Origin of the sequence: Paenarthrobacter aurescens, from assembly GCF_025421775.1 — a bacterium.
In the GTDB taxonomy this organism is placed as follows: domain Bacteria; phylum Actinomycetota; class Actinomycetes; order Actinomycetales; family Micrococcaceae; genus Arthrobacter; species Arthrobacter aurescens_B.
This window is the reverse complement of record NZ_JAOEFX010000011.1, coordinates 169426-181589: the sequence shown is the minus strand read 5'-3', so window position 1 is coordinate 181589 and position 12164 is coordinate 169426. Positions and strand designations below refer to the sequence as shown.

Annotated in this window: 11 protein-coding genes; 10 read left to right on the top strand and 1 reads right to left on the bottom strand. The window is 64.1% G+C overall.

Annotated elements, in window-relative coordinates:
• Positions 1 to 12 precede the first annotated feature (12 nt).
• Positions 13 to 525: a Cys-tRNA(Pro) deacylase gene (ybaK, locus tag N7568_RS20835; RefSeq protein ID WP_261611672.1), complete on the top strand. Its 513-nt coding sequence runs from the start codon at positions 13 to 15 to the stop codon at positions 523 to 525.
• A 27-nt stretch (positions 526 to 552) separates the two neighbouring features.
• Here ybaK and N7568_RS20830 read toward each other — a convergent pair whose 3' ends face one another.
• Positions 553 to 1824, bottom strand: coding sequence for an alpha/beta hydrolase family protein (locus N7568_RS20830; RefSeq protein ID WP_261611671.1), 1272 nt, complete (start codon positions 1822 to 1824; stop codon positions 553 to 555).
• 122 nt (positions 1825 to 1946) lie between these two features.
• Here N7568_RS20830 and N7568_RS20825 point away from each other — a divergent pair, with 122 nt between their 5' ends.
• From N7568_RS20825 to N7568_RS20785, 9 genes are all read left to right on the top strand, one after another.
• Positions 1947 to 2438 carry a hypothetical protein gene (locus N7568_RS20825; RefSeq protein ID WP_261611670.1) on the top strand — a complete coding sequence of 164 codons (492 nt, stop codon included), beginning with the start codon at positions 1947 to 1949 and terminating at the stop codon, positions 2436 to 2438.
• 14 nt (positions 2439 to 2452) lie between these two features.
• Positions 2453 to 2893, top strand: a complete 441-nt coding sequence (gene msrB / locus N7568_RS20820; protein ID WP_261611669.1) for a peptide-methionine (R)-S-oxide reductase MsrB — start codon at positions 2453 to 2455, stop codon at positions 2891 to 2893.
• Positions 2894 to 3105: 212 nt separating this feature from the next.
• Entirely contained in the window at positions 3106 to 4473 is a 1368-nt protein-coding gene (locus N7568_RS20815) for a DUF6421 family protein (RefSeq protein WP_261611668.1), read from the top strand.
• Positions 4473 to 5210, top strand: a complete 738-nt coding sequence (locus N7568_RS20810; RefSeq protein ID WP_261611667.1) for an SDR family NAD(P)-dependent oxidoreductase — start codon at positions 4473 to 4475, stop codon at positions 5208 to 5210. Before N7568_RS20815 ends, N7568_RS20810 begins: the two co-directional genes overlap by 1 nt.
• Positions 5211 to 5220: 10 nt before the next feature.
• Positions 5221 to 6327, top strand: coding sequence for a threonine aldolase family protein (locus tag N7568_RS20805; protein ID WP_261611666.1), 1107 nt, complete (start codon positions 5221 to 5223; stop codon positions 6325 to 6327).
• 62 nt (positions 6328 to 6389) lie between these two features.
• Positions 6390 to 7046, top strand: a complete 657-nt coding sequence (locus N7568_RS20800; protein WP_261611665.1) for a DUF3000 domain-containing protein — start codon at positions 6390 to 6392, stop codon at positions 7044 to 7046.
• Between the two features lie 80 nt (positions 7047 to 7126).
• Positions 7127 to 8488 (top strand): HRDC domain-containing protein, encoded by a 1362-nt coding sequence (locus N7568_RS20795; protein ID WP_261611664.1) that lies wholly within the window; start codon positions 7127 to 7129, stop codon positions 8486 to 8488.
• A gap of 192 nt (positions 8489 to 8680) precedes the next feature.
• Positions 8681 to 9952: a thiolase family protein gene (locus N7568_RS20790; RefSeq protein WP_261611663.1), complete on the top strand. Its 1272-nt coding sequence runs from the start codon at positions 8681 to 8683 to the stop codon at positions 9950 to 9952.
• Positions 9949 to 12093 (top strand): 3-hydroxyacyl-CoA dehydrogenase NAD-binding domain-containing protein, encoded by a 2145-nt coding sequence (locus N7568_RS20785; RefSeq protein WP_261611662.1) that lies wholly within the window; start codon positions 9949 to 9951, stop codon positions 12091 to 12093. Before N7568_RS20790 ends, N7568_RS20785 begins: the two co-directional genes overlap by 4 nt.
• The last annotated feature ends 71 nt before the right edge of the window (positions 12094 to 12164 follow it).

Here is a 12164-nt window from a genome sequence, read left to right as displayed (position 1 = left end):
CACCCACACGGTATGGCCAAAAAGATGGCTTCACAGGGAACGCCGGCTACTGCAGCACTTGCTGCGGCCGGCGTTCCCTTCGTGCTGCACCCGTATTCCCATGACCCAGCGGCTGCCAGTTACGGCCTTGAGGCCGCCGAAGTCCTGGGCATCGAACCCGCGAGGGTCTTCAAGACACTGATGGTTGACGTTGAAGGCAGCCTGGCGGTAGCCATTGTCCCCGTGTCCGGCAACCTCGACCTAAAGTCCGTCGCTGCGGCACTCGGTGCCAAGAAAGCAGCCATGGCCGATCCCAAGGCGGCTGAACGCCGCACTGGATATGTGCTGGGTGGGATATCTCCGCTGGGACAACGCCAGTCCTCCCCCACGGTCCTGGACGAATCCGCCCTGGCATTTGAAGCAATCCTGGTCTCCGGAGGCCGCCGAGGACTGGACATTGAGCTTGCCCCGGCGGACCTCATCAGGCTCACCAAGGCCTCTGTTGCGCCCATCGGCACATCGCCGGCTGCCAAGGGCAGGCTCTAGCCGGCAGGTCCTGAAACCCGCCTGACCTTAGACACCCGCCTGACCTGCGACACCTGTCTGGCCCGGGTTGTTCCGCGGAGCCAATTGTCGTTGCAACCAAGCGTGAACCACGCGCTCCCACCGTTCCGGGTCCACGTTCCATTCCTTGGTGTGCCGCGCACCGTTAAACGGCTCAAAGGTGACCATCTCCGGGTTCTTCTCTGCGAGGCTGGCGGAAGGCCCAAACGGCACGTAGTCGTCGTCGACGCTATGGATCAGCAGGGTGGGGGTGCGCAATTCCACGGCGCGGGCCTCCCAGTCCATGGCCTTCAGGTCCACCGGCGCGGACAAACCGGTCAGCCTGCGCCCCAGCGGGTGCCCCAGCATCAGCTGCCCATAGCGCCCCACTGTGTACGGAATTCTGTTCATTTCGGCATGGTGGGCCATGACATTCACCCAATTGATGACCGGGGCGTCCAGAACCAAGGCCCGGATGACATGCCGGTACTTGGAGAGATCGGCGGTCTGCAGGCTGATCGCCCCACCCATGGACCATCCGAAAAGAACTATCTCCCCCGCGCCATGATCCAGTGCGTATTCGATGGCAGCCTCCACGTCGCGCCATTCTGTGGATCCCAGTCCGTAACGCCCGTCCAGGGCAGAGGGGGCCAGGCCGTCGTTGCGGTAGGAGATCAAAAGGCTGTCCAAGCCCAGGTCCCGGGCAGTCCGGACAGCCCGGAGGCCCTCCAGCCGGGTCGCACCGCGCCCGTGCACCATGATGGCCCAGACCGTGGCAGGCGACGACGCTTCGGCGCGGACCAACCACGCCGGCGCCTTACCGCCGTCGACGTCTATGTCCACGTCCTCGGCCGCAAGGCCGATGGCGGCAGGGTCCGGGTAGGTAGCGCCGCTCCACCAGGCCCGGCGGGCCTCTGGGAGATTGCCACTGTAGACCTCCTCAACCTCGCGGAGCACCGTTTGTTCGGCAGGCGAATATGACACGATCCGGCCAATTCTCGCGTGTCCTTGTCCACCGGCGAAAAAGAGGCTGAAGACGCCATCGATGGTCGAGTCCGGGGTAGCGGCGAGGATGACCTGCAAGCCTTTGTCGCCACGGATGACTGCGAGAACTTCCTGGTCCTCGTGGCGGGCTGCGGGAGTGATGACACGGCGGGCAAAGTAGACGGCGAGCGCAGAGGATCCGGCCGCCACGAGACCGGCGAGGGAGCCGCCTGCCACGAATCCTGCGATGGCCCATTTGGTGCGGACGGACAGTTTGTTCTCTGCAGCGTCTCTCGCTGACCGGGTATTCGATGCCATGGTTCCATTGTTGCCGTTCCCCGGCGTTGCCCGGTGCAGGCGCGGACCGCGCGGCGTACTCGCACGCCGGAATTGGCTGCTAAAGCCTGCGGACTCCGGTTCCCCGGGACTACGCTGTAGCCATGAGTGATCCCATAGTCATCCTGACTGAAGAACCCCTTGGCCCTGACGACCGCGTTAACATCGCAAAACTGATCGACGGCGGCGACGCGCCACTTGTTGTGCTGGTCCCCTCCAATACCGAGCGCCATCTCCTGGTGGATTTCCTGGAGAATCTTTCGTTGCTTGATATCGCCAAGGCATTCCGCGAACTCACAGCGCAATCCCCGGATCCTGAGGCGGAGCGGGCGGAGGCTTCAGAGACCCTGGCTGCCTCGCTGGCGGCTTTGGCAGGGTTGGGCGGTGGCGTCACGGGCGAGGTCGTCGACGGCGATGCCGTGGCTGGTTTGGTGGCGAAGGTCCGGGCACTGGATGCCGCCCAGGCCGTGGTGGTGACCCGTCCCCATGCCATAGCGGACACGTTCCATACTGATTGGGCCAACAAGGCGCAGGACCAGCTGGGTCTTCCGGTCCTCCACCTGTATGCGGGTTCGGGATTTATCGGCGACTCGTGAGCGTTGGAGAAGACATGAACACTCCTGACAACACCAGCAAGACGACTTCCGCGCCCGTGGAGAAAAGCGACGCCCAGTGGCGCGAAGAGCTGACCCCGGAGGAATACCGCGTCCTGAGGCAGGCGGGGACGGAGCGCCCCTACACGGGCGAGTACTGGGACACGCACACTGAAGGGGTTTACCAATGCCGGGCCTGCGGCAGCCAACTGTTCACCAGCCGGGAGAAGTTTGATTCCCACTGCGGTTGGCCGTCCTTCTGGGCCCCCCTGGCTGAGGGCACTGTCCGGTACCTCCACGACCGGACCATGGGGATGGACCGGGTGGAAGTCCGTTGCGCCAACTGTGATTCGCATCTGGGGCACGTTTTCGAAGGCGAGGGTTACGGTACGCCTACAGACCAGCGGTTCTGCATCAACTCGATCTCCCTTCGTTTGGTGAACCCGGAGGAGAGCTAGAAGCTCCGGACGGATCACCGTCGATGACGGGGTCCGTCCGGTCCGGGGGCCAGGTCTTGCACCATTCCGTCCCTTACGCTGGATCTCAAGCCACTACTTCGCAGCTCAATGACAAGAGTTTCTTATGCTCGGCTCATTCTTGGATTAGCGATGCTTTTCCCTTGCTACGCTCGGCCCAGAAGCAATAACTACTTCGGAAAGGGCCGAGCACCATGACCTCCATCGCCATCGCCACCCTCCCGCGTGTCACCGCTGACAACGCTGATTGGGTTTCCCTCAAGGCCGCTGCCACCGCCCTTCAAACCCATCAGGAACAGGACGGATCCATCGCCGATCCCGCCGTCCACAGTGACGCAGCAGGGCTCGTAGCAACCATCTGCCAGGCCATAAAGGCCCTGGCTCCGCAGTTCCCCCACGACGCCCGCTATCTGGCGCTCCTGGTGGAGGACTTTGGCCGGTGGGTGCAGGGTGGCTTCGGAGTGCCGGACTTCCTGGATTCCCTTCAGGCGTTCCAGCCACAGGAACAGCGGGTTGACGGCCTCCAGCACCTGGTGGTTTTCCCCATGTACACGCAGAACGGCAGTACCAGCAGGCTGGTCGAAGCAGTCCTCATCGAGGTGATTTGGCCCGAGTTCATTGGTGGACTGGAAGCGGGCGACTACTCCAACAAGCTTTTCGTCCCCATTCGCTTCATTGACTTCACCCCCGGCTACGACACCAACTCTGCCGTGCTCTTCCCCGAGACTGTCGCCGTCCGCGAGACGCCCACGTTCACATGGGGGGCCATCTTTGCCGACCGCGAGGCAGCCCGTTTCCGACGCGTCCTCAAAGCAGCCGCGGCCACCACTTCGCTCGAGCTGCCGGAGGACGCAGCACAACTGATCGAGGACCAGGAACTCACCCAGCGCACGTTCGTGATGTGGGACCTCATCCACGACCGCACCCATATGCGTGGCGACCTTCCTTTTGATCCGTTCATGATCAAGCAACGCATGCCGTTCTTCCTGTACTCCCTGGAGGAACTGCGGTGCGACCTCACAGCCTTCCGTGAGTCCGTTCGCATCGAGAAGGACGAAGAAGCCGATCCCGATGCCCGCAAGCACGCAAAGCTGGTCCAGTACGCGGTGATTTTTGACCGCATCTTCCGCTTTGCCATCACCGGTAGCCGTGTCCGCAATTACGACGGCCTGGGTGGACAACTCCTGTTCGCATGGATGCACCAGCACCACGTGCTCCACTGGACGGACAGCAAGTTGTCCATCGACTGGGACGACGCCGCCGCGGTAGTAGTGGAACTCGGCGCAAAGATCGAAGAACTCTACTGGCGTTCCATCGACCGTCCGAAAGCTGCGCATTGGCTGGCGGCCTACGAGCTGATCTCAAGCACCGTGACTCCGCACCCCGCATCCGTCTGGGCCAAAGGTCCGGACGCCCTGCCCTTGGATGGCCCGCCCCGTGGACTGACCGACCAAGTCCTTGACGATGAATTCCCGCTGTCCATGTTCTACGAAGCACTGGAGAAGAAGATGCGCCCCATCATCGAATCCACCACCGGCATCACCGGTTCGACGGCGGCCTGATGACCACACTGACGATCCTTGTGACCGGCGGTAGCAGCGCGTCCGGCATCGCCGCGGCGCGCGCATTGGGGGCCGCCGGTCACAGGGTTTTTACCGTTGGTTCTGAGGAAATCCGGATCAAGGCGGCCGCGGGTGAGGCCGGCAACGGAGTGACGCCACTGGTATGCGATCTCGCGGACTACGGGTCTGTGCGTGACCTCGCCGCTGATCTCCACAGCCGCGGCGTGGAAGGCGTTGATGGCGTCATCCATCTTGTCGGCGGCTGGCGTGGTGCGAAAGGCATCGTCGACCAGTCCGATGAGGACTGGGATTCCCTGGAGCGGGGCGCGCTGACTACCCTCCGCAACGTCTCCCGTGTCTTTTACAACCAACTCGAGGCATCTCCGCATGGCAGGCTCGCCATGGTCTCATCAACCACAGCTTCGGCACCCACCGCCGCTGCGGCCAGCTACGCAGCAGCCAAGGCAGCGGCTGAAGCGTGGACGCTGGCAGTAGCTGACGGATTCCGCCGGGACCAGTCCGGGAACCCGAACAGCCAGGACGCCACCCCGGCCCAGCACAGTGCCGCGGTCATCTTCGTGGTGAAAGCCCTGGTGGACCCAGCCATGCGTCGCGCCCACCCCGAGAGGCGATTCCCCGGATACACCGACGTCGAAGAACTGGCGGCAGCCGCCGTCGGGCTCTTTGACGAACCAGCCGCCACCCTGAACGGTCAGCGCATCGTGCTGGCGAAATAGACTTGAAAGCGTGAATGAACAAGTGACGAGCACAACAGAGGCAATCCACAGCGGAACGGCAGCATCCGGGCAACTGCATGACCCTTCGGTCCGGGGTTTCGCATCGGACAACTACTCCGGCGTCCATCCCGAGATCCTGTCGGCACTGGCCACGGCCAACGGTGGACATCAGGTTTCCTATGGCGAGGACGTGTACACCGCCCGGCTCCAGTCAGTCATGGAGCAACAGTTTGGCCAAGGCATTGAGTGCTTCCCGGTGTTCAACGGCACCGGCGCCAACGTCCTGTCGCTGCAATCACTCCTGCCGCGCTGGGGAGCAGTGATCTGCGCATCCACCGCGCACATCAACATGGACGAGAACGGCGCACCGGAGCGCATCGGCGGGATCAAGCTCCTGCAAGTACCCACCGACGACGGCAAGCTCACCCCTGAGCTGATCGATCGGGAAGCCTGGGGCTGGGGAGACGAGCACCGGGCCCAGCCCTTGGCTGTCTCCATCACCCAGACCACCGAACTCGGTACCTGCTACACGCCGGAGGAAGTGCGCGCGATCGCCGACCACGTCCACGCAAAGGGCATGAAGCTGCACATGGACGGTGCCCGCTTGGCCAATGCCGCAGCCTACCTGGGCGTTCCCCTGCGTGCGTTCACCCGTGACGCCGGAGTGGACATCCTGTCCTTCGGTGGCACAAAAAACGGCCTGCTTTTCGGTGAAGTCGTGGTGGCGTTGAACCCCGAAGCCGCCCATGGCCTGAAGTTCCTGCGCAAGATGAACATGCAGCTCGCTTCAAAGATGCGCTTCATCTCCGCCCAGTTCATTGCTTTGCTGGAAGACGGTCTCTGGTTGCGTTCGGCCGCCCACGCCAACGCCATGGCGGCCCGGCTGCGCGCGGCCGCAGAAGCGATCGACGGCGTGGAGCCCACCCAGGCGACGCAGTCCAACGGCGTCTTCGCCATCCTTCCTCCCGGTGTTGCAGACCGTCTCCGACAGTCCTTCGCCTTCTACGATTGGGACGCTGCCCGACGCGAGGTCCGGTGGATGTGCTCCTTCGACACCACCGAGGAAGACATCGACGCCTTTGTTGCGGGGATTAAGCAGGAGCTCGGCTCCGTATAACCGTGCCATCCGGGGCGGCGAGCCTGCACAGAATCGCCGCCCCGGACGCATAACCTGCGAGGGTGAACGCCCTCGCACACGTTCCCTCGGACTTCCTCGTCGCCTTGGGAACGCTACGAAAAGCCCAATGCCGCAGCGAACTGCGGCTTGACGAGATCCCCGCACCGGCACGCCTGGCCCCCTATGCAGTGGCCCTGGGAGCCGAGGTGTTCAGCCCCACGGCCGCCACCAGGCAGGTTCCCGTGCACGGGCCGGCAGCCAAGGCCTTCGCCGCGAGCCAAGGCTCCAATCCGGCAAGCGAAGAGGACGACGAACTGGCAACAGGCCGTTTCATCCTCCTGTACGACCCCGACGGATCCGCCGTGTGGGAAGGTGAGTTCCGGATCGTCACCTACATCCGCGCCCAAATGGACGCGGAGATGGGCAACGACAGCATGCTGGGCTCCGTTGCCTGGACGTGGCTCGTGGACGCCCTGGAGAACCATGCGGCCCCGTACCGCGCCGCCGGTGGCACGGCAACGAGAATCCTCTCCGAGAGCTTCGGAACGCTCGCCGAACGACCAGACACCATTGACATCGAACTCCGCGCCTCCTGGACCCCCTCCAGCTCGGACGTCCAAGCCCACCTGGAAGCCTGGTCCGACATGGTCTGCACGTTCGCTGGACTTCCACCGCTTCCCCCGGGCGTTACGGGATTACCCAACAGGAGACTCAATTGACCGTTGACCACGCGCCGACAGGCGCCCCCTTTCTCCCGCCAACACCGTGCCCCGGCGGGAATCGGTAAGCTTAAGCCACCATGACCCCTGAAAACCTGGATAAAACCACAGCCGGCGATCCGGTTGCTGATCCCACCACCCACATCAAGGTTGACGGCTTCGACAGCCATGTCCCTGAAGTAATCGATCTCGATACCCCGCGCGAAGGCGTGCCGTTGGTCATCGATACCCCGGCAGGGCTGGAGCGGTGCGCCGCGGCCATCGCTGCGGGAACAGGACCTGCCGGAGTGGACGCGGAGCGTGCCTCCGGATTCCGCTATGGGCAGCGCGCCTTCCTGGTGCAGATCCGACGCGAAGGCGCCGGGACGTGGCTGATCGATCCCGAGCCCTTCGAGAACCTGGACATCATCAACGACTCCCTCCGCGGCGTCGAGTGGATCCTCCACGCAGCCACGCAGGACCTTCCCTGCCTGTCCGAGCTGGGCATGTGGCCGGACAAGCTCTTCGACACTGAACTTGCCGCACGCCTTGCCGGGCTCCCCCGGGTGGGCCTTGCCGCCGTCATCGAGCAGCTGCTTGGATTCGGCCTCGCCAAGGAGCACTCCGCCGCGGACTGGTCCACCAGGCCGTTGCCGGAGCCGTGGCTCCGCTACGCGGCCCTCGATGTCGAGGTGCTGGCCGAACTCCGTGAGGAACTCATCGAGCTGCTCGAGGCGGACGGCAAACTGCAGTACGCGGAACAGGAATTCTCCGGAATCCTGGCCGCCGGCATCTCCCCGCCGCGCGTAGATCCATGGCGGAAGACGTCCGGCCTCCACCAGATCCGCGACCGGCGGCAATTGGCAGCCGTTCGGGAACTCTGGCATGAACGCGATCAACTGGCCCGCAAACGCGACGTAGCACCAGGCCGCCTCATTCCCGACTCCGCCCTCGTCGCCGCCGCCAAAGCCATGCCCACCACCGTTCCCCAGCTCCTGGCCACGAAGGGCTTCCATGGCCGGTCGGCCCAACGTGAAGCCCCGCGTTGGCTGCGCTGCATCACCAACGCCCGCACACTGACCGACCTGCCGCCCCTGCACCTGCCTACCAACGCTCCACCGCCGCCACGGGTGTGGGTGGACCGGGACCCGGAAGCCGCAGCACGACTGGGAACCGCCCGGCCTGCGCTGCAGGCAAAGGCCGACGAGCTTAACCTGCCTGTTGAGAACCTGCTGACGCCGGACTTCCTGCGGCGTGTCACGTGGCGGCCCCCGACGGACGTTTCGTTGGACACCGTTGCCGCCGAATTGCGGGCCCTCGGTGCCCGCGAGTGGCAAATATCCTTCGCCGCACCAATCCTCACCGAAGCATGCTTGAATCCCAAGCCGCTTCCGGCCAAGGAGTCCAAGTCCAAGGAAAGCCAGCAGGCCAGGGAATCGCCGCAACCCAAGGCAGCAGACTGAGCCGGCGCTTATTTCCAGGCCCGTCACCCGAACCACGGTTCGCGGTGGCGGGCCTTTTGCGTCTCCTGGATGCGGACGACCTTCATGCTGTGGCCCTTGCAAGCTAAGTTACCCGCGAGTAACATTGCATTAATGCCAACCGGAGTACCCGCAACGCGGGTCCGGCACCATGTCTCAACGAGGAGTTAATACATGAGTCCATCACGCAGTGCTCAGAGGAATGTCCGCGACGTCGTCTTCGTGGACGGTGTACGAACCCCCTTCGGAAAAGCCGGCGAGAAGGGCATTTACGCGGGTACCCGGGCCGATGACCTCGTGGTGAAGTGCATCCGTGAACTGATGCGGCGCAACCCGTCGTTGCCTGCGGACCGCATTGACGAGGTCGCCATCGCTGCCACCACGCAAACCGGAGACCAGGGCCTCACCATCGGGCGGACAGCTGCCTTGCTGGCCGGGCTCCCACGAACGGTTCCCGGCTTCGCGATCGACCGCATGTGCGCAGGTGCCATGACGGCAGTCACGACGACGGCAAGCGGCATCGGCTTCGGTGCTTACGATGTGGTCATTGCCGGCGGCGTGGAACATATGGGCAACCACCCCATGGGTTCCGGCGCCGACCCCAACCCGCGGTTCATGTCCGAGCGCCTGGTCGACCCGGCCGCACTGAACATGGGCAACACGGCCGAGAACCTGCATGACCGTTTCCCCGCGATTACCAAGGACCGCACGGACGCCTACGCGGCCGCATCCCAGGCCAAACTCGCCGCAGCCTACTCCAGCGAGCAGATCCAGCACGACCTGGTTCCCGTTGCCACCATGAAGCCCGGCCAGGGCTGGGCCCTGCACACAACGGACGAACCCCCGCGTCCCGGCACCACTGTGGCGGACCTCGCCGAATTGCGGACACCTTTCCGCGCCCACGGCCGCGTCACTGCCGGCAATGCCGCCGGATTGAACGACGGCGCCACGGCTGCGGTCCTGGCTTCGGCCGAGGCCGCTGAAGAACTCGGCCTGTCCGTCAAGATGCGCTTGGTCTCCTATGCCTTCGCCGGCGTTGAACCGGAGGTCATGGGCATTGGGCCCGTCCCGGCCACTGAGAAGGCCCTCAAGAACGCCGGCTTGGCGATCGAGGACATTGGCTTGTTCGAGATCAACGAAGCCTTCGCAGTCCAGGTCCTCAGCTTCCTCGACCACTTCGGCATCGCCGATGACGACCCCCGGGTCAACCGCTACGGTGGGGCTATCGCCGTCGGACATCCCCTGGCCTCTTCAGGCGTTCGTCTCATGAACCAACTCGCTCGCCAGTTCGAAGAAGATCCCTCAGTTCGCTACGGAATCACCACCATGTGCATTGGGCTGGGCATGGGGGCCACAGTGATCTGGGAGAACCCGCACCACCCCGACTACGCATCCTCCACCGCTGACACCGCCATCACTGCCACCACCGAAGGAGCCGCCGCATGAGCGCCGCCGATTTCCAGAAGCTCGCCGCCCTGTTCCCCGATGAAGTCGTCACGCATTCCTACGTCCAGGACATTCAGCTCCCGGGCGGCGCTGGGACGTTCGCACTGATCACCTTGGATAACGGGCTGGACCATTCCAAGCCCACCACCCTTGGTCCGAATACGCTGGTAGAACTCGGCGGCGTCCTGGAGAAGCTTAGGGAGCGCGCGTCGCGGGGCGAGATCGTGGGCGTCGGCGTCACCGGCAAACCTTACTTCCTGGTGGCCGGCGCCGACCTTTCGGCGGTGAAGACCCTCAAGGAACGCGAACACGGTTTGTGGATGGCCCAGCTTGGCCACGCCGTCTACAGCACCTTGGCAGATTTGGGAGTACCGAGCTTCGCCTTCATCAACGGCCTCGCCCTGGGCGGCGGGTTGGAGATCGCTTTGCAGTCGACGTACCGGACAGTCTCCACGGGTGCCGGGGCGCTCGCCCTGCCCGAGGCCTTCATCGGCCTTGTGCCCGGCTGGGGCGGCGTTTACATCCTGCCGCGCCTTATTGGCCCCGAGAACGCCGTCAAGGTGATGATCGAGAACCCCCTGAGCAACAACAAGACCCTCAGCGGACCGGAGGCCTACCAGCTGGGCGTAGCCGACGCCCTCTTCGAACCGGCCGATTTCGTGGAGCAGTCGCTGGCGTGGGCGGCACAGGTCATCTCCGGCGACGTGACACCGGAGCGAAAGAACGCCGTCGATGCCGCGGAAGATGCCGTCGCGGAGCGCTGGGCAGCCGCGGTGACGGCAGGACGGGCCTTCGTGGAGTCCAAGACCTCCAACGCCTCCCCCGCCCCGGCCAAGGTTCTGGACGTCATGGAAGCCAACCGCACCATGACCCAGGCAGCATCGGCTGAACTTGAGTGCGAGACCCTCGCAGGCCTTATGCAAACCGACGAGTTCCGCTCAACCGTGTACGCCTTCCTGGACCTCGTCCAAAAGCGCTCCAAGCGTCCGGCAGGCGCACCGGACCGTAAGCTGGCCCGCCCTGTAACCAAGATTGGTGTGGTCGGCGCCGGCCTGATGGCCAGCCAACTGGCGCTCCTGTTCGCCCGACAGCTCAAGGTCCCCGTAGTGATGACGGACATCGACCAGGAACGGGTGGAGAAGGGCGTTGCCTACGTTCACGCCGAAGTGGACAAGATGCTGGCCAAGAAGCGCATCAAGCCTGACGCCGCCAACAGGACGAAGGCCCTTATTACCGGCTCCGTATCCAAGGAAGCCTTTGCCGACGCCGACTTTGTCATAGAAGCTGTCTTCGAAGAACTTCACGTCAAGAAGCAGGTCTTCGCCGAAGTCGAAGCCATCGTCTCCCCCGAGTGCATCCTGGCCACCAACACGTCGTCCCTGTCCGTCACGGCCATGGCCGAAGACTTGAAGCACCCCGAACGCCTGGTGGGCTTCCACTTCTTCAATCCGGTGGCTGTCATGCCGCTCCTGGAGATCGTCCGGGCACCCAGGACAGACGACGCCGTCCTGGCCACCGCCTTCGAACTCGCCAAGGGACTCAAGAAGACCGCAGTGCTGGTCAAGGATGCTGCTGCCTTCGTGGTGAACCGCATCCTGCTTCGCCTGATGGGCGAGGTCATCGCAGCATTCGACGAAGGAACACCGGCTGAGGTCGCTGACACCGCCCTGCGCCCCATGGGGCTGCCAATGTCCCCCTTCACGCTGAGCGCCATGGTGGGGCTGCCGGTTGCCCAGCACGTCCAGGAATCCCTGCACGCTGCCTTCGGCGACCGGTTCCCGGTCTCGCAGAACCTGCAGAAGCTCATCGACAACGGAGTGAAGTCCCTTTGGGTCACTGGCCCGGAGGGAAAGCCCGTCATTCCCGCCGAGACGCTGGCCATCATGTCCTTTGGCAGCACCCCCTCCACGGGTGAGGAGGTCCTTCGTCGTACCCAGGACGCCTTGGCAGAAGAAATCGGCCTGATGCTGGAAGAAGGCGTCGTAGCCGGCCCTGAAGACATCGACCTGTGTGTCATCATGGGCGCCGGCTGGCCGATGTTCCTCGGGGGCATCACGCCGTACCTGGACAGGGTGGGGGCTTCCGAGCGCGTCAACGGCAAACGGTTCCTGGCGCCGGGAATCGCCTCGGCACCCGCCTAAGCCTCAGCAACGTCACCAAAGAAAGGCCGTGGCCGGAGCAACCGCTCCCCTCCACGGCCTTTCTTGCGTGC

Coding starts and splice junctions, on each gene's coding strand:
- N7568_RS20815 (WP_261611668.1), top strand. CDS start 3,106: ATGACCTCCATCGCCATCGCCACCCTCCCGCGTGTCACCGCTGACAAC.
- N7568_RS20790 (WP_261611663.1), top strand. CDS start 8,681: ATGAGTCCATCACGCAGTGCTCAGAGGAATGTCCGCGACGTCGTCTTC.
- N7568_RS20785 (WP_261611662.1), top strand. CDS start 9,949: ATGAGCGCCGCCGATTTCCAGAAGCTCGCCGCCCTGTTCCCCGATGAA.
- msrB (WP_261611669.1), top strand. CDS start 2,453: ATGAACACTCCTGACAACACCAGCAAGACGACTTCCGCGCCCGTGGAG.
- N7568_RS20810 (WP_261611667.1), top strand. CDS start 4,473: ATGACCACACTGACGATCCTTGTGACCGGCGGTAGCAGCGCGTCCGGC.
- N7568_RS20825 (WP_261611670.1), top strand. CDS start 1,947: ATGAGTGATCCCATAGTCATCCTGACTGAAGAACCCCTTGGCCCTGAC.
- N7568_RS20795 (WP_261611664.1), top strand. CDS start 7,127: ATGACCCCTGAAAACCTGGATAAAACCACAGCCGGCGATCCGGTTGCT.
- N7568_RS20830 (WP_261611671.1), bottom strand. CDS start 1,824: ATGGCATCGAATACCCGGTCAGCGAGAGACGCTGCAGAGAACAAACTG.
- ybaK (WP_261611672.1), top strand. CDS start 13: ATGGCCAAAAAGATGGCTTCACAGGGAACGCCGGCTACTGCAGCACTT.